This window comes from Paenibacillus whitsoniae, assembly GCF_003955665.1.
Taxonomy (GTDB): domain Bacteria; phylum Bacillota; class Bacilli; order Paenibacillales; family NBRC-103111; genus Paenibacillus_E; species Paenibacillus_E whitsoniae.
In genome coordinates this window covers 119,140-139,899 of record NZ_RXHU01000042.1, presented here as the reverse complement: position 1 = coordinate 139,899, position 20,760 = coordinate 119,140, and the positions used below count along the sequence as shown (strand labels likewise).

Here is a 20,760-nt window from a genome sequence, read left to right as displayed (position 1 = left end):
ACGCCTTCGGTTTTTTACGTGATACAATTAGCAAAAACCGTTACGATTCAAGGTGAAGCGCCTCTTGCTCTTAGGCAGAGGCGTTTTTGCCTGTATTCAATGAGGAGTGAATCCTACACGATGCCAATCTGGCGACATTTACTGCCGAACACGTTAAAATACAGGCTTTTCATGGCCTACATCACTCTCCTGATGATTCCTTTGTGCGTTGCAATTTTTTATTTATTCCAGCATTTTGAGTCTATTCGCCAGAAAGATATGATGGACCGCATGTCCGAGCGTATGCAGCAGGTCCATGTGTCCTTGACAGATATGATGGCGTTCGCTTATAAGGCTAACACGATGCTGAGCCAGGACGAGAGCCTGATCCAGATTATGGATGATCCGGACAAGTATGATCCCCTTGAGCGAAAGAAAGTGATCGAAAGCAAAATGTTTGGCATCAATAACAGCTTTTTCTTCCATCAGACAGAGCTGTATTTTCGATTTATCGATCGCAAGGGCAATGTGTACACGTCTTATTCGCCTAACGGTCAGCTGACGAACCAGTTGAATGAATTGCAAGATTGGCAGCACAAGCTGCAAGGCGGTGCTCATCCCTATCGCTGGATGGCCGACGATTGGAATGATGTGAATGGGAGCCAAGGGAGCAAGCTCCTAAGCTTTTACACTATTTTGGATGATCAACTGCGGGGAAATTACGGATTGGCTCGCATCAGCATCAACATTCAAGAATGGTTCCGCGGTACGTTAAAAGATAGCCCGGCAACCAAGGACCTGGTCATCTTGACCGGTCAGGGAGAGATTGTTCTGCAAAGCAAGGAAACGGCTTTTAGTAACGATATGAGGCAAAGAATCGTGTCCGCGCCTGCGAAAGAAGGACATTTCAAGGACGAAAGCGCCTTGTCTCTTGTCAATTACAGCTATCTGGAGGATCTCGATTGGTATGTGGTCAGTCAAATGCCGCTCAACGAGCTGCAGCAGGAGATACAACGATTAAGGTCTATGGCTTTCCTCTTCTTGACCATTCTGATTATCGCCTTTGTGCTGGTGACCATCTTCTTATCGGCCCGCATGACGGAGCCGTTGTATGCCCTGGGGCGGAGCATGGAGGAAGCGTCGGACAAGAAACTGAATGTCAAACTAACGATCGGTAAAGGGGCGACGAACGAAGTGCGATCCCTTGGCGAAAGTTTTAATAGGATGATTGATGACGTCGTCGCACTCATTAACAAGCTTAAGCTGGAGGAACGGCAAAAGCAGGCGGTTCGCTTCCAAATGCTGCTCTCCCAAATGAATCCGCATTTTCTGTTGAATACGTTGAACACGGTGAAATGGATGGCCAGAAAAGAGAAGCAGGAAGCGATTGTAAGCATCTGTACCTCTTTGGGGCGCATGCTGGAGGCAAGCTTGGGCTCGGACATTGAACTGCTTCCTCTTAAAGAAGAAATACAACTATTGCGCTCTTATGGCTCCATTCAGGCGTTTCGCTTTCGCGATCAATTTGCTATCCACTATGACATGGATGAATCGGTTCAATACGCGCTAGTTCCCAAGTTTAGCTTGCAGCCGCTGGTGGAGAATGCGATCGTCCACGGCTTTGACGCGGCGAAAGGCTGCTGCACCATCAAGGTCAGGGCCAAGGTGGAGGGAAGCGAACTTGTCTTAGAAGTGGAAGATAACGGTATCGGCATGGAAGCGGCGGCTAAGAGACCAGTCAGGCGAAGCGGGCACGGGATCGGACTAAGCAACTTGAAAGAAAGGCTGCAGCTGCTTTTTAAACAGGAAGGTTCCGTGGCATTTGTAACTAGCGGAGAAGGGACTTTGGTCAAGGTCAAGTTGCCTTTGTTGATTGCAACGCCCTATTCACAGGAAGGAGATGATGGGCATGTGGACGGTTTTGCTGGTGGAAGATGAAGGTTTTGTCCGGGAAGCCATCCGGGAAACCGTGGACTGGGAAGGGCACGGTTTTTGCGTTGCAGGTGAAGCTGGAGACGGAAGGGAGGCGCTGTCGGCAATTCTGGCGCTTAAGCCCGATGTTGTCATTGCGGATATTGTTATGCCGGGCATGGACGGGATTGAACTGTTGAAGGAAGCGCGAAAGGCGGGAATCCGCAGCCGGTTTATTATGCTGACAGCGATGAGCCACTTTGACTATGCCCGGGACGCCCTCCAATATGGCGCCTTTAATTATCTGCTCAAGCTGTCTTTAGATGACGAGGTGTTGCTCGACAATCTGGCGCGGATCAAGGGAGAATTGCTTGAAGAACTGCGAGTCGCGGGAGAGGCGCTGTATCCCCATTATCATCGTATTTGGTCGGGCATTCGGGGGACAAGTCTACTTGCTCCTGAGGATCAGGCCATCCCGGTTGCGGCAGCGGAGAAGTTCGGCAGCTTGAAACTGGATATCATAGCAGTGCTGAGCGGAACTGGCTCATCTTCTGCGGATCAGGCAGGAATCCGACCGGATGCGTACTTGGTCGTCCAATCTTTTTATGAAGAGGGGCAGACCACTTTTTTTTGTTGGAAATGTCATAGCGAGGATGAGCATGCCCATTGGAACAAGCCGAACCGTCCCGTTGGACTGGTAGTCGGCAGTTGCATGGATCGGCTAGCTCAGGATTGGCGGCGGGCACTGAATCAGTTGAACTGCTTTTGGTACGGCCGTGAAGCATGCCCGATGACGGAGGACCATAAGCTGCCGTCCATTGCGGAGCTGGAAGCTGAGCTGATTCGCTGCTTTGAAGAACGCAATCAACGCAAATGTGAAGAAGTGGCAGCTCAGTTGTGGGAAGGCATGGAGGCCTCGTCGTTCTCCCATATGGAAGTGAAAATGTTGGCGGGCCATCTCCTGCAGATCTTGGCGATGCTCGCAGGACGGAGATCGGAGGATAGCGAGGGGAGCCGCATTCACTCGGCCATAAGCCATGAATCGCTGCTCGCCCATGTGCTGCAAACCATACGCGACCATATCCGCTATCTGAAAGAGGAGCAAGTCAATTTTACGGACCATCCCGAGGTGAACCGAGTGATTCAATATATGCTGGAACACTATAAGGAAAATATCAAGGTTGCGGATCTAGCCAAGCTGGTAGCCATCAATGTGGACTATTTAAGCACTGTATTCGGCAAAAAAACCGGGCTGACGCCTATCGCCTTTTTACAAAATATTCGGATCGAGCAGGCGAAACGCTTACTGCTGCATACCAAGCTCAGTGTGGAAGAGATCGCTTTTCAAACAGGCTTTACCGATGGGGCGTATTTCATCAAGGTATTCAAGCGCATGGCCGGATTAACGCCCAGCTCGTTCAGGAGGGAGACGAATATCTAAGTTTTATCCTATCAACTTGCAAGTTTCATCCCTTAGAAGCGTGGACGTCGCTTGGTATAGTTGGAATGACTCAAATATCCGATTACAGGGAGGTTACAGGTAAGATGAGAAACAGAAAATGGATGAGCTTGGGGCTGGCTGGGCTTGTGGCAGTGCCGTTGGCCCTTGCCGGCTGCAGTACGAAGGGAGACAACAATCCGGCGCAGGGGACAGCTTCACCTGCGGTAAGCGCAGCGCCTAGCGCCGCGGCGAATAAGGAGCCGGTCAAACTGACCATGTGGGGAGGCGTGCCGCCCGAGAGCGGTCCGCAAGCTGTTGTAGACAACTGGAATAAGGAAAATCCGGATATCCAGGTCGAATATGTGCGATTTGTCAATGACGATGCAGGCAATCTGAAGCTGGATACGGCCCTCATCTCCAGTCAGCCCGTTGACATGTACATGAGCTATGACTACAGCCTCTACGAGAAGCGGATTAAAGCGGGCAACGCGCTGGATCTAAGCAAATTTACCGACTACAATGTGGACGACAAAATGGGTACAGGCGCCTCCTTATGGAAGGTGGACAACAAGTATTACGGTGTCCCGACCCAGAAGGGCATGTCCTTCGTCTGGCTGAACAAGGACATGCTGGATGCCAAGGGGCTTCCGGTTCCCACGGACTGGGGGCTGGACGAATTCAGGGATTATGCCAACAAGCTCAAGGGAGACAAGGTGTGGGGAGCGGCGCAAAGCGATTATTACTTCAATGTGCCCATCAACGGCTCGATGCTGAAGCAAAGTTTGACATTTTCGAAACCGGATGGCACTTCGGCATTTGATAATCCGCTGACGGTGAAGGCGCTGCAAGTGTATTCGGACATGATGTTCAAGGACAAGAGCATGATGCCCCATACGGAGCAGATTACCTCGAAGCCGGCCCTGGACCAGATGTTTGTGAAGGGCGAAACGGCGATGCTTTTCTCTACCAACCAGATTTTCCGGACCACCAACAATGTGAAGGATTATCCTCGCACCTTCAAGGTGGCGGCAGCGCCGGCTCCCAAGGTAAATAAGGATCAGACCGATTACATCAACGCCGGTGGCCTGGGTGACGTACTTTCCATTAACCCGCGCACGAAGAATCCGGAAGCGGCCTGGAAATTTATCAAGTGGTATGCAGATAAAGGGATGCTGCCGATGGCCGCAGGCGGAAGAGTGCCGTCATCCAAGGACTTCCCTGTTGACGAGGCTGTCGCTCTTATGTTCAAGGGCGTTGAGAACACCTATGACATTGCTTCCGTTAAGCGGGTCATGTTCGGCAGCCTTCCGCTTGGGTTAAGTCGCCTGGACAAGAAAACGGGAACCGAGCAGCAAGTCATCTACGACAAGGTGTTCTCGCAGAAGCTGACGCCTGAGGAAGGTGCCAAAGAGCTGGCGAAGGTCCATAACGCGAACTTGCAAGCTGCTAAAAAATAGGGCTCCCCTATTATATAGAGAAAGGTGGTGACCGATCGTGAACTGGATGAAACGGCAGCGGCTGCTTGGTTATGCTTTCATCGCTCCCAATCTGATTGGGATGTCGATTTTCATGCTGATTCCAGCTCTGTTCTCCTTTTATTTGATGTTTACGGATTGGGTATTCGCCAGCGGGGAACCACCCCATTTTATCGGATTGGATAACTTCAAAATGATGGTGAGAGATGACCTGTTTGCTGTATCCGTCAAAAACACGCTGTTGGTATTAATCCCGGTGCCGATTGCGATTATTCTTGGTTTTCTGATCGCGGTCATGCTGAACAATCGCGTTTATTTCAAGAAGACGCTGCGGGCTTTCTTCTTCGCCCCGCATTTTACCAGCGGAATCGCCATTGCCTTCGTCTGGATGGTGCTGTTCCAACCGGCCAAGGGACCGATCAATGCCTTCCTGCAATCCGTCGGGATCGAGGATCCGCCGAAATGGTTTGCTTCCCCCGATACGGCCATGTATGCGGTGATTATCATGATGATTGCAGGCGGCATCGGGTATAACATGATTATTTATTTGGCTGCCCTGCAGGAAATATCCTCGGAGCAAATGGAAGCCGCCAAGATGGATGGCGCGACGTTTGGGCAACTGCTGCGGCTTATTATTTTACCTTTAGTAAGTCCAACGACATTCTTTCTGATGATTACCGGGTTTATCGGTTCGATCAAGGGTTTTGGCATGATCTATGCCATTACCCAGGGGGGACCGGCCAACAGTACGACGGTATTCTCCATTTTCGCCTATAAAAAAGCTTTCAACTTCTATGAAATGGGATATGCGTCCGCCGTTTCATGGACCATGTTCCTGCTTATCCTAGGCATTACGCTCATTCAATGGGCGGGTCAGAAAAAGTGGGTCCATTACTAAAGGAGCTGCGAGGAAAATAGCGGTAGTTGATTTCGACGCAGTCTCAAAGGAAGGGGGAAAGACGCGACATGCCTGCAAGAAGCGCAAGAATCATCAAAGAGCAGTTGGGCAAAAGCTTGAATACGATCATCATGGCCTTGCTAAGCCTCCTGCTGTTGTTGCCCATGATCTGGATGATCAGCACCTCGTTTAAACAACCCAAGGACGTCTTTACCTACCCGGTCCAGTGGATTCCGCTTGGCCCGGTGCTAACCAATCACATCAAGGTCTGGACGGCCGGAGACGGATTTGCGCTCTATTATTTCAATTCCTTGAAGATTTCCGTGTTTCTCATGATTGGCGCACCGTTGTTGGCCGCATTGGCCGCATATGGATTCAGCCGAATTGATTTCAAGGGAAGAAACGCCATTTTTCTCTTATATATGTGTTTAATGATGATCCCGCAGCAGGTGCTGTTTGTTCCCAAATTCATCATGTTCGAGTGGATGCATATTTACAATACCCATTGGGCGCTCATTCTGCCGGGGTTGTTTACGGTATTTGGGGTATTTATGATTCGGCAATTTTTCATTAGTATTCCCAACGAAATATCCGAAGCGGCCTTCATTGACGGGGCGGGGCATATCCGGATTTTCTTTCAACTGTTCCTGTCGCTTTCCAAGCCGGTTTTGGCGACGTTCGCCATCATTGATTTTACATGGACCTGGAACGATTATGAGAACGCATTGATTTTCCTGTTGGACAAGAGACTGTACACGGTGCCGCTCGGGATGCAAAATTTCATGCTGGAGGCGGGTGTGGACTATAACCTCATGATGGCGGCTGCTACGGCAAGTGTTGTGCCCCTGCTCATCGTATTCTTCTTGGGTCAAAAGTATATTATTCAAGGCTTTTCAAGCTCTGCCGTGAAAGGCTAGGGGGAAGCTGCGGCGAGCCATAACAGGAGGTATAAATTGTGATGAAAAAATGGTTGATCTGGTTTTTCTCTGCCGTAATCGTGCTATCATCCGTCCCATTTACCTTGTTGAATTCTAGTGTCGTCCATGCATCCGCAACCGCCCCATTGCCCTACTCGAGCACGTTCGCAAACTGGACTGTCGGTCGCAGCGGATCGATCGACGCTGCGTTTACAGCGACCCTGAATGGTCACACAGGGGCTGCGCTCAGCATCGTTAATCAGACGCCCAAGACCTCAAACACCTTCGCCCAGATCTATCAAACGGTCACAGTGAAGCCATCTACGCTCTACCGCTTCAGTGCGTGGGTTGCTTCGGACGGCTTGCCCTCCAGTGGCGCGCTGCAGGCCATCCTCAGCGACGACTGGGGGATACGATACAGCTTCCCCAGTGGAACTTACGCGTGGCGGCAGGTGACCTGGACTTACACGACAACATCAAGCCAGACGAGCATGACGCTTCGACTCCTCACGCAGGACGTTACCCCCGTGGTGCGTATCGACGACATGACGATGGTCGAGAACGGTACAACTCAGAACTTGCTGAGCAATGGTGGTTTTGAAGAGCACTCTTACTATTTCGGCGTCTCGAACAGTACACTGCTGTTCGATCCGGGCACGGCGGCGATCAACTTCATCACTGACGCGCCCAATCCCACCTCGGCGAGTTGGACGGTCCGTGATGTCCGCGGCTTGCCGGTCAAGAACGGAACGGCGGCCTACACCGATGGAAAGGCTGCGGTAGACCTCTCAAGCCTCAGCAACGGCTTCTATACCATCGAGGCGACATCGACCGCCGACAATGGCCCTATGAACCTGTCGACATCCTTTGGTGTCGTACCCTCCATGCCCGCAGCTGCGAATTCCTTCGGATCGCCATTCGGCGTTGGCATTCACGGTTTCGACAGCACAGTGATCGCAGGTCTGTCGCGTATCGGCATGAAACATGCGCGAACCGACGCTTCGTGGTCGTCCGTTGAAAAGTCGCCAGGCGTTTACACGTTTCCGAGCACCCTGACCGATGGCTTTGCTGCGCTTTACAATGCCGGGATCGAGCCGCTGCCGATTTCCGATTATCGCAATACCCTTTACGATAACAACCTGACCCCGAGTTCACCGGAAGGGTTGGCCGCCTACGGCAATTACACCGCTGCACTCAACGACCAGTTCAAGAATTACACGCAGGCGACGGAGGTTTACAACGAGTTCAACATCAACTTCAATGACGGCAAGTGCGGTCGCACGCCGGCCTGCTACGCGCAGTTGTTGAATGCAGCCGGGGCAGCAGTGAAGGCGAAGAACCTCAATGGCCAGCTTGTCGGGCCGGCGATTTCCGGCGCGTCGGAGGACTTCGTCAAGCAGGTGCTCCAGGGCGGCGGCTCCAACATCCTGAGCGCCGTTTCGATCCACCCTTACAGGCACCCGCAGGCGCCCGAAGGCATGGAGAAGCAGATGGCCTCGATGGTGAAAGCCATTAAGGATACTGCCGGCAAGGATATCCCGCTGTGGCTGACCGAATTTGGCTGGCCGACAAACACCCCAGTCAACGGCATTACTGACGTCATGCAGGCGGATTATCTTGTCCGCTCGAGCGTGCTTTCGCTGGCTGGCGGCGTTGCGAGGTTGTATTGGTACGACGCTCGGGACGATGGAACTGATCCGAACAATCAGGAACATAATTTCGGCTTGTTCGAAGTGCGCCGTGCTGCCTCGGTGAACGCAGCCGAACCTAAGGTCTCCGCGGTCGCACAGGCTGTCATGGCTGCGGAGCTGGCAGGCAAAACACTGACCGGCCGCGACTCCCTCGACGAGTCGACGTATTCCTACGTCTTCGGAACGGGAAGCGATGCGACCCGCGTCATGTGGGCTCCGAGCGGCGGCAAGACGGTCACGTTGTCGACCTATCAGCCGCTGACGTTCACCGATGAGTTCGGCGCGCAGAGCACATTGACCCCCTATGCGGGAGCGGTGAACGTCGCGTTGACCGAGCACCCGGTCTACGTCACTGGTGCACCGACCGCCGTCGCGCTTGGCACAGCACCCGGCGTCATGCTTCAAACCACTTCGACAGTCGCAAAAGGGGAGAGCATCGAGGTGCGGGCCGTGGTCGACCGCAGCGGTTCCAACTGTCAGTCCATTCCTTCGACAGTCACCTTCAACATGGAGGGTATGCAGAAGGAAGTCCAGGTAAACGGATGCACCGTCGGCGAAGCTATCTTCCACTTGCCGACCACCGCATTGCAGACTTCTAGCTGGGTGACCGGCACAGCATCCATGAACGGCGGTCAATTCGCGAGCCTAGCTACCTCCGCCATCTCGATCACGCAGGCCATCACGGCGACCGTCGACCTGCAACTTGTTCGCGATGGCGACAATTACGCCGAGCAAGCAGTCATCAGCGTTGCGAACAAGTCGCGCGTCACGCCGGTCACCTTGAACAACATCGCATGGAAGGTTGGCAGCCAGTCGGGTACGATCAACGAAACCTCGACCATCCAGGCTGGCAAGAGCATACAGCGCACGCTCCCCTTGTCGAGCCTTCAACTGTGGAAGCAGGGATACCTTGACCTGAGCGTCGGCGTCCACAACATGGATCCGGTAACGCTGCGCCAGTCCGTGGGCATAGGTCCGATTGAGCCGGACAGCAGCGCGGCTGTGGCACCGATCGACCTCGCAACGGATGCCGCATGGCAGAAATACACTGCGGACTGGGGTGGCGCGTCCGATCTCAGTGGAACCGTCAAGATCACCGAGACCTTAAACGGGGTTCACTTCCACGCAGAGGTGCAAGATAACGTTTTCCGGCAGACGAACCCTGCGGGTAACATGTACAACGGCGACTCGATCCAGTTGTCGTTCTCCCCGGGACAGCCCGGCGCCTCGCAAGAGCGCACCGAGATCGGGTTTGCCCTCACGCCGAGCGGCCCCGACGCCTACACCTTCGCAGCGACTGGGCTCGCCGTGACGGGACGCACCCCGACGGATAGCCTCTCGGTCACTCGCGTAGGCACCACAACGACTTACGACGCCGTCATTCCGTGGCAGAGCTTCGGGCTTACCGCCGCACCTGAGGGAACGTTCGCGCTCTCGTTCCTGGTGAACGACGATGATGGCAGCGGTCGCAAAGGTTTCCTGGAATGGTCGTCCGGCATCGGAAGGACCAAGGACACCAACGCCCACTTCCCCGTACAGCTCACGAGCAGGCTGCTTGTCCCTGACGTAATCGCACCCGCCAGCGTCGCACAGATAAGCCCGGAGGTGCCGACCGGCAGTCAGGGATGGTATAAGTCGGATGTAACGGTAGACATCAGTGCTACGGACGATCTATCAGGCGTAGCAAAAACGGAATTCAGCTTAGACCATGGGGAAACTTGGACACCCTATACGGAACCAGTAACCCTCAATCAAGACGGCATCTATGAAGTGCAATATCACAGCACGGATAAAGCGGGCAACGTCGAGGTTGTGAACTCCACGACGATCCATATCGATAAAACCGCTCCGACAGCGCTCTTAACGGCCAATGGCCACCCGCTGAATGACGGAATGGCCCTCCAGGATAACCAATCGATCATCTTGGCTATGCAAGTAGCAGATAATTTGTCCGGCATGGCCGAGCAATCAATCCAGGTCGACGGAATCCCGTATGCACCGGGTACGACGCTGGATTGGGCGGGTAACCTAGGTCAACATGTAGTATCGGTTATGTTAAAAGATACAGCGGGCAATACCTCTCAAACGGTGATCCAGATTAACGTGTCGGCAAACATCGATTCGCTGAAAGCGCTGATGGATCGTTTTACGGAACAAGGTGAACTTGGAGGTCCCATGCTGACCCAACTGAGCAATAAACTAATCCAGGCGCTGGATCAGTTGAACAAAAATCATCCAGCTCAAGCCATCAAGCATATGCAGGATTTCTTGGACGTGATGAATAACCAGGGTTTGCAGTCTCACATTTCGGTAAAAGCCAAATCTGTTCTGACCGCTGACGCGAAAGCCGTCATTGCCGTTGGACGAATTAATTGATATCTGCGAGGACAACGAAAGGCCCATGCAAACGCGCATGGGCCTTTCTTAACTATGCTAGTGACTATGATCATGATGATGGTGCGTGTGAACGTGCTCATGTTTGTGATCATGATGGTCGTGATCATGATCATGGTGGTGTGTATGGTCATGGTCATGGTCATGATCATGATCATGATCGTGATCGTGATCGTGATGGTGATGATCATGATGGTGATGATCATGTTTATGATCGCCATGCGCATGCTCGTGATGATGGTGGTGATCATGGTGATCATGACTGTGATGGTGATGATGATTCTCGTGTGCATGCTCATGGCTGTGATCATGGGCCAGATGCTCGTGTGTAAGCTGCCACTTGCCGATATAAGGGTCCATCTGACCGACGACGACGCGCAGCACGTTCGGCTGCTTCGGCAGGTCGCGTGTACCTGCGCCGTACCCGATACTGTCGACGACCATCGGCGGGAAGCTCTTGGAAAACTCATCGACAATGCCTGCGATAATGCCGGCGCCTGTCGGCGTTGTCATCTCCATAGTGTATGGCGTCGAAGCAATCGGCACGCCAACCATCATTTCGAGCGTTGCCGGCGCGGGCACCGGGTAAATGCCATGGTCGATATGGATCGTTCCGGAACCGAGCGGCACCGGCGAAGCGTAGATGCGCTCAATGTGCAAGGAATCGATCGCCAGCGCTACGCCGACAATATCGACGATGGAATCGATGGCGCCGACTTCGTGAAAGTGCACCTTCTCTATGGAGGTGCCGTGAATTTTGGCTTCCGCGATCGCGATTTTTTCAAAAATCGCCAGGCTCAGCGCGGTGGCGCGATCCGAGAATTTCGCTTCGCGAATGACTTTCACGATTTCGGAATAGTGACGGTGATGCTTCGGCGGATGCTCCGGATCGAGCACGACATCGAGCTTCGTCGCGGAGATGCCGCGTTTGATCACGCGCTTCCAGTCCAGCGAGTAGGGCTCGAGTTTGATTTTGGACAACTCATCCTCAATATAAGCGCGGTCTGCTCCCGCATCGACTAAGGCGCCAAGCGTCATATCGCCGCTGATACCCGAGAAGCAGTCCAAGTATAGAATACGCATGGTGGTTGATCACGCTCGTTTCGACATATTTTTGTTGATGAGTCCTGCGTAGTAGCCTGCGCCAAAGCCGTTGTCGATGTTGACGACGGAGATGCCCGGCGAGCAGCTGTTCAGCATGGACAGCAGCGGAGCGACGCCGCCGAGGTGGGCGCCGTAGCCGATGCTCGTCGGCACCGCGACGATCGGCTTCGCGACCAGCCCGCCGACGACGGAGGCGAGCGCGCCTTCCATGCCGGCTACGACGACAATCGCGTTCGCACCGCGAATGAGTTCCAGCCGGCGGAACAGCCGGTGAATGCCGGCTACGCCTACGTCGAAGATACGTTCGACGTGGCTGCCCAGGCATTCCGCGGTCAAGGCAGCCTCCTCCGCCACGGGGAGGTCGGAGGTGCCTGCGCAGACGACGGCGATGTAGCCGTCGTGCACTTTGAGCAGCGGGCGCTTGAACCAGGTGAGCGCCCGCGCCGTTTCGTGGTAGGTAACCCCTGCCACGTTCGCGACAACATGAGCGGCTTTCTCGCTATCGACCCGCGTAGCGAGCACGCGGTCGGTATGTTCCATCAGCCGCCGGAAGATCGTCTCGATCTGCTCGGCGGTCTTGCCTTCCCCGAAGATGACTTCGGGGAAGCCTGTCCGCTTCTCGCGCTCGACGTCGAGCTGCGCGAAGCCGAGGTCAAGGTTGGCAGGACCTGAACTGCCATCCTTGATAAGTTGCTTTTTGGCTTCTTCAACATCCAGATCGCCCGTTTGAACGAGCTTAAGTATTTTGTCTAAATCCATCATAGGGAAGCTTCTTTCACCTTATCTTTGGTTTCTTTGGAGAGCACTTCATTCAAGCTGCCGGTGCGGTAGCCTTGCAGGTCGAGCGTGACATAAGTAAAGCCGAGTTTGGTAAATTTGTCATAAATGGCTTCGCGGTGCTCAACGACTTTCATAATCTCATCCGGCATGACTTCGATGCGGGCGATTTTATCGTGGTGACGCACACGGACCTGGTACAAACCAAGCTGCGCCAAGAAAAACTCGCCTTCGTCCAGCTGGTCGATTTTCCATTTTTCAATGATGGTTCCGTAAGGAATCCGTGAAGACAGGCAGGCAAAAGACGGCTTGTTCCACGTGCTGAGGCCGAGCTCTTTGGAAAGCGCGCGGATTTCGTCCTTTGTCAGGCCGGCTTCCTGCAGCGTGCTGCGGACGCCTTGTTCATTCTTGGCTTGGAGGCCCGGTCGATAGTCGCCTAGGTCATCCACGTTGGAGCCGTCCAGAATATAAGGATAGCCCAGTTCTTTCGCAATATGTTGCAAATGGGAATAAAGCCCTGTCTTGCAGTGGTAGCAGCGGTCAGGGTTGTTGGCAACGAAATTGGCGTTCTCCAATTCCTTGACTTCGGTTCTATGCAAACGGACGCCGAATTGCTCCGCCAATTGTACGGCCGCATCAAACTCCCTCGAGGGAAATGTTTCGGAAGCGGCTGTCACAGCCAGCACCTGGTCTCCCAGCTCCTGCTGCGCGCGCTTAAGCACGAATGTACTGTCCACGCCCCCGGAAAAAGCGACCAGGACGCGGCCCATGCCTCTAAGTATTTCGCCAAGCTTGCGGTCTTTCTCGCGTGTTGCTTCTTGTATGCTCATGTTTCTATCCTCCCATACAGCCGTATCCTCTAAGTTGAGCTGTTTCTGGTCCATCTAGGCGACTTTCCGAAACTAGAGGAACTTTCGAAAAGCGCTATTAGTAAGTGTATCATAACTGCCGGGCAAAGTGGATTGTTTTGTCATTCATTCATGTTATAATAGCTCTATTGAGAAACCCATATATAAAGGCGGGGATTTAACGTGCCTACCAAGCCGATAGAGAGAAAACCAGACTGGTTGAAAATCAATCTCAGAACCGATGAGAATTTTAAAGAAATCAAATCCATGATGCGTTCCAAAACGCTGCATACGGTGTGCGAGGAAGCCAAATGCCCGAATATCCATGAGTGCTGGGCGAACCGCACGGCGACGTTCATGATTCTCGGCGATATTTGTACGCGCGCCTGTCGTTTCTGTGCCGTGAAAACGGGGCTGCCGACCGAGCTCGATCTGCAGGAGCCTGAACGCGTAGCGGAGGCCGCTCTGCAAATGGGGCTGCGCCACTGCGTCGTCACTTCCGTTGCCCGTGATGATCTGGCGGACGGCGGGGCGATGATTTTCGCCGAGACGATTAAAGCGATCCGCCGCAAGCTGCCGCTGTGCTCGGTGGAAGTGCTGATTCCGGACTTTCTGGGCCGGGAGGAGTCGCTCGCGACTGTTTTGGAAGCGAAGCCGGATATTTTGAACCACAACATGGAAACGGTTGAACGGATGTCCGACCGCGTCCGGTCCAAAGCGAAATACCGCCGCTCGCTCGAGCTGCTGCAGCGCTCCAAGCGCATTGCGCCGAGCATCCCGACGAAGTCCAGCATCATGATCGGCGTCGGTGAAGAATGGAACGAATTGCTCCAGACGATGGATGATCTTCGTGCCGTCGATTGCGACATTATGACGATCGGCCAGTATTTGCAGCCATCCACGACGCATCTTGCGGTAACGAAATACTACACGCCCGAACAGTTCGCTGAACTGAAGGAAGAGGGCATGAAGCGCGGATTCAAGCATGTGGAGTCCGGTCCGCTGGTTCGCAGCTCTTACCATGCGCATGAACAAGTGAAAGCCGCATCAACGGTATAAGCATCCTGCCTATGGGATGCCTCTTGGAAAGGAGCGCTTTTGACGACGATGATTCATATTGCCAATCGAACCTATGAGCTCGTAACCGATCATAAAAACGGCTGGAACTACGAAGTATTCAAAGACCGCTACAGCGAAGTGCTGGAGCGTTACGATTATATCGTGGGCGACTGGGGCTATAACCAGTTGAGACTGAGAGGCTTCTTCAAAGAAGCTCATCCGAAAGCGACCAAGGAGTCCTCCATTGCCGCGTTGCAGGATTACCTGAACGAATATTGCAATTTCGGCTGCGCGTATTTTATTATCGAACGCGTACCGAATCCCAAGCAGCAAACGCCGGCTGAAGCGATTTCTTCGCCGTCGGTGTAACTTGCCGATTCAGCAAAAAAACACCTCATGCACGCCTGATGATTCAGGTCGCGTGGGGTGTTTTTGTTTGCTCCGCACGGTTATTGGCTGGCCTGCCCGACGAACGCTTCGCGCACTCGCAGCCAGAACGGGAACGGCCGGAAGCGGGCGAATTTGACCTTCACGTTGCCGGCAACCCGGCAGCGGATGGAGACGACGTCGCTGCGCTGCATATATTTGTGATCAAGGGAAAGCAGCATATTCTGATGCGCTTTCGGATAAATGTCGCAATGGTGATGCTTCGGCAAAATCATCGGGGAGCCGAGCGTGCGGAACACCCGATTGTTGATGGAAGCAATCTCGGCAATCTGGATGGCCTCGAGCGAAGGGTGGACCATGGCGCCGCCCAAGCTTTTGTTATAAGCGGTGCTGCCGGCCGGCGAAGAAATGCAGATGCCGTCGCCGCGGAACATTTCGAACAATTCGTCATTAATATGCAGCTGAGCGACAAGCGAAACCTCGATGCCGCGGAGCGTGAACTCGTTCAGAGCCAGGTGGGTTTCGACACCGGTTTCGGTCGTAATTTCAATTTCCACAACGGGATACTGGACGATCGGCAAATCCTCCGGTGTGGTGACGCTGAACATCAGGGAAGCGAGATGATCGAGCTCCGCAGGCTTCCAATCGGCAAAAAAACCGAGATGTCCGGTATGAATACCGACGAATGCGATATGATCCAACTGGCTCGCATATTGATGAAAAGCTTGCAGCATCGTGCCGTCCCCGCCGATGGACAGGACAATGTCCGGAGACTGCTCGTCCTGGATAACTCCGTGCGCAGCGGCGAGAGCTTTAAACCGTTCGGTCAGCTCCTTGGAAATATCGTCGCCTCGTTCAATGACGTTATATTTCAACTAGGTTCCTCCTAAAGTGCAGTACGTATCGATTTCTTGAAGAATGGATTCCGGTGTGAGTCGAAAAGCCGCGGCCACACGGTAAGAATCGCTACTAAAGTTCGTCACCCTGACGACTTCGCTGTATGCCGTGATGGGCAGAGTAAGCGTCGGCAGCATAAAGCTGCATTCGAGATAGAGCGGAGGAAACACCCGGTTGGTGGTCACAAAAGAAAGCCCTCCGGCGCTGATGTCGAGCAGTTGGCCTGTAAAAGCGACGCCTTTCTGCGCGGACAAGCCGCGAATGCCGGCGACTCGCAGCGTAATCGGCGTGCGAACGGACAGTTTGGCACGCGGATGCTCGCGGTTCTGGTGCATATACACTTCTTCCGGAATGGAGAGGGTGAGTGTGCAGACGGTCTTTCGAAGCTCGAGCTGCAGCAGGTCGACATACGCATAGTATAGCACGGCGCGATGCTTAACCGAAATTTCAACGAAGGAAACATGTTCCAGTTTGTCGAAAGGCAGCAAAATGAACGGCTCCAAACAAACGGAAATCGAATGATCGCAAATATTGTCGATAAGAAAATTGTCCTCGAAGCAGAAAGGCTGACCGTCTTTCGATTCACCGACAATGATCAAGTGACACTCGGAGTTCGGCTTAAATTCTGCCAATTCTTGTGCCTTCTTCCAATCCATAGCATCACCAAGTCGTTAGATTTGCATGCACACTCATGATGAAAATACCTAAATTCTCTATTCATCATAAGGGATTCATGCTAATAAGAAAAGCCCCAAACGGGGCTTTTGGCTTGGCTTATCTGCTTTTTTTTCAAATTGTGAGATTAGCCCTCCTGCCAGGCCAGCGTGCTGGTTACTAAGGATAGCTCGAACGAGTGGGCAAAATTGGCCGAGATCGGCCGCACACGAATGGAGAAGTGCGGACCGTGGTACAGATGTCCGGGAATGGAAGCTTCGAAGTACTGCGCCTGCCCGATCAGTTCGCCGACGGGTTCCATGTGCACCGTTTTTTGGTGCCAGGATTCGTCAATTTCCTCGTAATAAATAATCTCAACAGCCGTATCCTGCGGCCAGATCGGGCCGAAATGGATGTGCGCCCGGACCTTCTTGGTCGAAGGGGCGGCATCATAAGGGCTGATCTCCGCCTCGGAGGATGGCGGCAATTTGTCCTCAATCGCCAAAATTCGGACTTGATGCCAATTGTTGCGAATGAACTGCTTGTAGTCGGCGACTTTGGTCGCCACATCGTACTGGTTTGCAACGAACAGCGTCGCGCGCTCAGCGGTCGGCAAATACGACTGAACGGTGTAATCCTGCACCATCCGATGGGTGTTGTACACCGGAGCTAGCGACTGGATGGAACGCTTCATCCGGCTGATCCATTGATGCGGCAGCGCCCCCTGGTTGTAGTAGAGGGGAATGATTTCATTTTCGAGCAAATGGTAGAGGGATCGGGTGTTTTCCCTTTCCTGTTGGGCCCAGTCCGCCTGCCCGGTCGATCCGATCGCCCAGCCGTTCGTGCCGTTGTAGCCTTCCTCCCACCAGCCGTCGAGCACACTGAAATTGAGGACGCCGTTCATCGCCGCCTTCTGGCCGCTGGTTCCGCTCGCCTCCAGCGGTCTGCGCGGATTATTGAGCCACACATCGACGCCTTGCACGAGATAGCGGGCCATATGAATATCGTAGTTTTCGAGGATGACGATTTTCCCGAGAAACTCCTTCATCTGCGAAATGCGGTAAATGTCGCGAATCAAATCCTGCCCCGGGTAATCGGCGGGGTGCGCCTTGCCCGCGAAAATGAGCTGGATCGGGCGATCCGGGTCATTCACCAATTTTTTTAGCCGATGTAGATCGTTGAAAATCATGTTCGCCCGCTTGTAGGTCGCAAAACGCCGAGCAAACCCGATGGTCAGCGCTCTTGGATTGAGGTAGCCTCGCACTTCGTCAATCCGCTCCTGCGACTCGCCGTTGCGGGCTCGCTGTGCAGCGAGGTTTTTGCGCGCGTAGGTAATCAACCGCTCTTTTAACTGCATATGCACCTTCCAGATCGATTCGTCCGGAATGACCTCGACCTGTGCCCATTGATGGGTGTTCGCCTGCTCCTCGCGCCACGTTCCCGGGAGAAAACGATCAAAAAGCTCTTTCCATGCCGGTGCGGTCCAGGAGTCAAGGTGCACGCCGTTGGTGATCGAACCGATCGGGACTTCATTCGCATCCGTGTGACCGTGGAATTCTTTGAACATTTCGCGCGACACCTGGCCGTGCAGCTTGCTGACACCGTTGCGGAGCCCAGCGGTATTCATCGCCAGGTGGGTCATATTGAACAGGCCGGTCTTCTGATCCTGACCGAGCGCGATAATCGCTTGCTTGTGCGCAGCTACTTCGCTGAAATAGGGACCGAGATAATGTTCCACCATCCCGATGTTAAAAGCGTCATGCCCCGCCGGCACCGGGGTATGCGTCGTAAACACCGTCGCCGAGCGCACGGTTTCAACGGCTACATGGAACGGCAGCCCGAGCTGGATCAGCTCTTTGAGTCGTTCCAGTGTGAGAAAAGCCGCGTGGCCCTCGTTGATATGGTACACGTTCGGGAAAACCCCCAGCGCACGCAGCGCTTTGATCCCCCCGATGCCGAGGGCGATCTCCTGCACGATGCGCATATCCTGGTCGCCGCCGTACAGCTGGGCCGTAATGGCCCGGTCCTCCGGCGCGTTTGCCTCGTGGTCGCTGTCGAGCAGGCAGACCCGGGTACGCCCGACCTGCACCGACCACACGAGCAGGGTGATGCTGCGGAACGGCAGCTGTATCGACACCGTAAGTTGGCGATCGTCCAGCAGCACCGGCTGCAGCGGCAGTTGCGTAAAATCGTAGGCCGCCATCTCGCTTTGCTGATTGCCGAGTGCGTCTATTTTTTGCGTAAAATAGCCTTTCTTGTACAAGAGGCCGATCCCGATTAACGGGATGCCGAGATCGCTCGCCGATTTGATATGATCGCCGGCTAGAATGCCGAGACCGCCGGAGTAGATCGGCAGGGATTCATGAAAACCGAATTCGGCGGAGAAGTAGGCGATGCGGGCGTTGCTGGAGCTTTCATAGTTGGTGCTGTACCACGATGCGCCCTGCAGGTAGTCGTCGAATCGGGCCATGACCTTCCGATAGCTCTCCAGGAAGGAAGCGTTCTCGCTGAGAGATGCCAGTTGACCCGGCTCAAACTCGTTCAGAAGGCGCACCGGATTGTAGCCGGACGCGGCAAAGCGTTTTGGATCGATATGTTCGAATAGTTGCAGCGCATCGTCGTTCCAGCTCCACCAAACATTGTACGCAAGCTCGCGCAAGCGGGATATTGCTGTGGGCATGTCGTTCGCCCCTTGAGGGAAGGCTGCTGCCATAGTTATTGTCTCTCCCATCTAGTCGTCTTTTGATCACGATGTAACCCATCTTTTTGAATTACCCCTATTATCTTGTTTTTCCAACCTTTTCATACACCAACATCCCTAAGGAATATGCAAGGAACAGAACGATGATGACTCCGAGAACGACGGCAGCGACGGCAGCGCTGACGGGGGCGATCAGCTTGAGCGTGCTTAGCACGGGGGCTCCTGGGTCGTAAGCCGGCATAAAAACAGCCTGTGGTTCTCTGAACCGCTGCATAGGCTCCCAAATGAGGAGAACAATAGCAGAGGAAGCCAGCGCATGGGCGAAACGGGCGGTCAGAAAAGGGATATAGCGCATGTTCGTATGGCTGAGCAGGCTGACGATTTGCGCATGGACGGAAAGCCCGCCCCAGGATAAAATGAACGCCCCGATCGCCACTTTGCTGGACAGCGCCAAATCCATGGGGGCTGTACCCGCGGCTTTCGCGCCCAATGTCACTTCGAACAGCCCGTTCATGACCGCCTGCGAGAGTTCGCTGGGGAGACCCGTGAACGACAGAGCGGCGGCGATCCCTACGTAAAACAGGTGCATGACCTGCGCAGACGTCAGAATCGTCAAGACAACGGAGAAAAAGACGACGAGCCCGCCGACGACAAACATAAGCCGCAGCGATTGGAGAATCGCGTCGCTGAGCAGCGTGCCGATCGGCCGATTGTCTTGGAGCCGGGCGGCATGCATCACGGCAAAGGCGCGCCTTACGATGCCGCCGCCGGCTCTAGGCGGCTGCGGCGTTGCCGGGCATTTGCGGCCGTGGAACCGCATCCCGAGGCCGATCAGCAGCGAGCCGCCGTAGTGCGCGACCGCCAGAATGCCGGCGAGTGACGCGTCATGGAAAAAGCCGATGGACACAGCCCCGATCAGAAAAATCGGATCGGAGCTGGTCACGAAGGCGACGAGCCGTTCGCCTTCCTCGCGGTTCACCAGCTTTTGATCCCACAGCTGGGAAGTCAGCTTGGCAGCGACCGGGTACCCGGACGCGAACCCCATCGCCATGACGAAGCCGCCGATGCCGGGAATGCGGAACACGGGCCGCATCATCGGATCGAGCAGCGTTCCGAAAAAATGCACGATGCCGAAGCCGAGCATAATTTCGGAAATGACGAAGAACGGAAACAAGGCCGGGAAGAGCACGTCCCACCAAATGGCAACGCCGCGCACGGCCGCTTGAAACCCGTCATGCGGAAACAGAAGCAAGCATACAATAATGCCGACAATCACAAAAGATATAAGCATTGCGGCTGTGAATTCCCGTTTGTGCATATCCGGTCGATCCCCCCTCTCTTCTAAGCTTATGAGATGAGGTGGACAGACATGCCGTCCCGTTTTTTGCCCTACTTTTGTAATGTATCTTGTCAGTTTTTATGGTAATATAGTACTAATAGGGGCTTGTTGTAGAGCTACATTTAGCGCTCGGGAAGCCTAAAGTAATGGTCGAATAATCCTATGCGAACGGGAGTGATTGAAATGACAAGTGTCATTGCCGGTATTGTTGTCTGTGTATTCGTGTTTGTCATTCGAGAAACGCTGATGCGGACGGCCGATGAGGATATAGACCATTATTACTGATTC

The 20,760-nt window shown here is 53.9% G+C and carries 15 protein-coding genes; 8 read left to right on the top strand and 7 right to left on the bottom strand.

Annotated features, from left to right (window positions below; genetic code table 11):
- Nucleotides 1-120 precede the first annotated feature (120 nt).
- The 6 genes from EJQ19_RS15365 to EJQ19_RS15340 all read left to right on the top strand — a co-directional run bounded on the left by EJQ19_RS15365 (nt 121) and on the right by EJQ19_RS15340 (nt 10,688).
- Complete coding sequence (locus tag EJQ19_RS15365) at nt 121-1,917, top strand: cache domain-containing sensor histidine kinase (protein ID WP_164716564.1); 1,797 nt, start codon at nt 121-123, stop codon at nt 1,915-1,917.
- Nucleotides 1,889-3,331 carry a helix-turn-helix domain-containing protein gene (locus EJQ19_RS15360; RefSeq protein ID WP_164716563.1) on the top strand — a complete coding sequence of 481 codons (1,443 nt, stop codon included), beginning with the start codon at nt 1,889-1,891 and terminating at the stop codon, nt 3,329-3,331. Before EJQ19_RS15365 ends, EJQ19_RS15360 begins: the two co-directional genes overlap by 29 nt.
- Before the next feature lie 104 nt (nt 3,332-3,435).
- Nucleotides 3,436-4,788 (top strand): ABC transporter substrate-binding protein, encoded by a 1,353-nt coding sequence (locus tag EJQ19_RS15355; protein WP_164716562.1) that lies wholly within the window; start codon nt 3,436-3,438, stop codon nt 4,786-4,788.
- A gap of 46 nt (nt 4,789-4,834) precedes the next feature.
- Nucleotides 4,835-5,704: a carbohydrate ABC transporter permease gene (locus EJQ19_RS15350; protein ID WP_126142172.1), complete on the top strand. Its 870-nt coding sequence runs from the start codon at nt 4,835-4,837 to the stop codon at nt 5,702-5,704.
- 68 nt (nt 5,705-5,772) lie between these two features.
- The gene (locus EJQ19_RS15345) at nt 5,773-6,621 is read left to right on the top strand and encodes a carbohydrate ABC transporter permease (RefSeq protein WP_126142109.1); all 849 of its coding nucleotides are present in this window, start codon (nt 5,773-5,775) and stop codon (nt 6,619-6,621) included.
- A gap of 41 nt (nt 6,622-6,662) precedes the next feature.
- The gene (locus EJQ19_RS15340; RefSeq protein ID WP_126142108.1) at nt 6,663-10,688 is read left to right on the top strand and encodes an OmpL47-type beta-barrel domain-containing protein; all 4,026 of its coding nucleotides are present in this window, start codon (nt 6,663-6,665) and stop codon (nt 10,686-10,688) included.
- 57 nt (nt 10,689-10,745) lie between these two features.
- On the opposite strand, the gene larC is transcribed toward EJQ19_RS15340, so the two are convergent.
- Genes larC through larE form a run of 3 tightly spaced genes read right to left on the bottom strand, consistent with a single transcriptional unit; the run spans nt 10,746 to nt 13,417 of the window.
- Complete coding sequence (gene larC / locus EJQ19_RS15335) at nt 10,746-11,789, bottom strand: nickel pincer cofactor biosynthesis protein LarC (protein ID WP_126142107.1); 1,044 nt, start codon at nt 11,787-11,789, stop codon at nt 10,746-10,748.
- Nucleotides 11,790-11,798: 9 nt separating this feature from the next.
- Nucleotides 11,799-12,572: a nickel pincer cofactor biosynthesis protein LarB gene (gene larB, locus EJQ19_RS15330; RefSeq protein ID WP_126142106.1), complete on the bottom strand. Its 774-nt coding sequence runs from the start codon at nt 12,570-12,572 to the stop codon at nt 11,799-11,801.
- On the bottom strand, nt 12,569-13,417 hold the full coding sequence (gene larE, locus EJQ19_RS15325) for an ATP-dependent sacrificial sulfur transferase LarE (RefSeq protein WP_126142105.1): 849 nt from the start codon (nt 13,415-13,417) through the stop codon (nt 12,569-12,571). The genes larB and larE overlap by 4 nt, the downstream gene beginning before the upstream one ends.
- 201 nt (nt 13,418-13,618) lie before the next feature.
- Here larE and lipA point away from each other — a divergent pair, with 201 nt between their 5' ends.
- Together lipA and EJQ19_RS15315 are read left to right on the top strand one after the other, a co-directional pair.
- Complete coding sequence (gene lipA / locus EJQ19_RS15320) at nt 13,619-14,494, top strand: lipoyl synthase (RefSeq protein WP_126142104.1); 876 nt, start codon at nt 13,619-13,621, stop codon at nt 14,492-14,494.
- Nucleotides 14,495-14,542: 48 nt separating this feature from the next.
- Complete coding sequence (locus EJQ19_RS15315; protein ID WP_126142171.1) at nt 14,543-14,863, top strand: YutD family protein; 321 nt, start codon at nt 14,543-14,545, stop codon at nt 14,861-14,863.
- Between the two features lie 80 nt (nt 14,864-14,943).
- Here the strand turns inward: EJQ19_RS15315 and EJQ19_RS15310 are convergent, their stop codons facing one another.
- The 4 genes from EJQ19_RS15310 to ylbJ form a co-directional block, all read right to left on the bottom strand.
- Nucleotides 14,944-15,756, bottom strand: a complete 813-nt coding sequence (locus EJQ19_RS15310; RefSeq protein ID WP_126142103.1) for an NAD kinase — start codon at nt 15,754-15,756, stop codon at nt 14,944-14,946.
- Nucleotides 15,757-16,410, bottom strand: coding sequence for a PilZ domain-containing protein (locus tag EJQ19_RS15305; protein ID WP_241242921.1), 654 nt, complete (start codon nt 16,408-16,410; stop codon nt 15,757-15,759). It lies immediately after the preceding gene.
- A gap of 170 nt (nt 16,411-16,580) precedes the next feature.
- A complete protein-coding gene (gene glgP / locus EJQ19_RS15300) occupies nt 16,581-19,145 on the bottom strand; it encodes an alpha-glucan family phosphorylase (protein WP_126142101.1) in 2,565 nt (854 codons plus the stop codon).
- A gap of 67 nt (nt 19,146-19,212) precedes the next feature.
- On the bottom strand, nt 19,213-20,451 hold the full coding sequence (gene ylbJ, locus EJQ19_RS15295) for a sporulation integral membrane protein YlbJ (protein WP_126142100.1): 1,239 nt from the start codon (nt 20,449-20,451) through the stop codon (nt 19,213-19,215).
- Nucleotides 20,452-20,760: the final 309 nt, after the last annotated feature.

Bases quoted from the DNA above. Each gene is read 5' to 3' on its own strand.
- EJQ19_RS15345 (WP_126142109.1), top strand. From the start codon at position 5,773: ATGCCTGCAAGAAGCGCAAGAATCATCAAAGAGCAGTTGGGCAAAAGC.
- EJQ19_RS15340 (WP_126142108.1), top strand. From the start codon at position 6,663: ATGAAAAAATGGTTGATCTGGTTTTTCTCTGCCGTAATCGTGCTATCA.
- glgP (WP_126142101.1), bottom strand. From the start codon at position 19,145: ATGGCAGCAGCCTTCCCTCAAGGGGCGAACGACATGCCCACAGCAATA.
- larC (WP_126142107.1), bottom strand. From the start codon at position 11,789: ATGCGTATTCTATACTTGGACTGCTTCTCGGGTATCAGCGGCGATATG.
- EJQ19_RS15355 (WP_164716562.1), top strand. From the start codon at position 3,436: ATGAGAAACAGAAAATGGATGAGCTTGGGGCTGGCTGGGCTTGTGGCA.
- EJQ19_RS15365 (WP_164716564.1), top strand. From the start codon at position 121: ATGCCAATCTGGCGACATTTACTGCCGAACACGTTAAAATACAGGCTT.
- ylbJ (WP_126142100.1), bottom strand. From the start codon at position 20,451: ATGCACAAACGGGAATTCACAGCCGCAATGCTTATATCTTTTGTGATT.
- larE (WP_126142105.1), bottom strand. From the start codon at position 13,417: ATGAGCATACAAGAAGCAACACGCGAGAAAGACCGCAAGCTTGGCGAA.
- EJQ19_RS15315 (WP_126142171.1), top strand. From the start codon at position 14,543: ATGATTCATATTGCCAATCGAACCTATGAGCTCGTAACCGATCATAAA.
- EJQ19_RS15360 (WP_164716563.1), top strand. From the start codon at position 1,889: ATGTGGACGGTTTTGCTGGTGGAAGATGAAGGTTTTGTCCGGGAAGCC.
- EJQ19_RS15350 (WP_126142172.1), top strand. From the start codon at position 4,835: ATGAAACGGCAGCGGCTGCTTGGTTATGCTTTCATCGCTCCCAATCTG.
- larB (WP_126142106.1), bottom strand. From the start codon at position 12,572: ATGATGGATTTAGACAAAATACTTAAGCTCGTTCAAACGGGCGATCTG.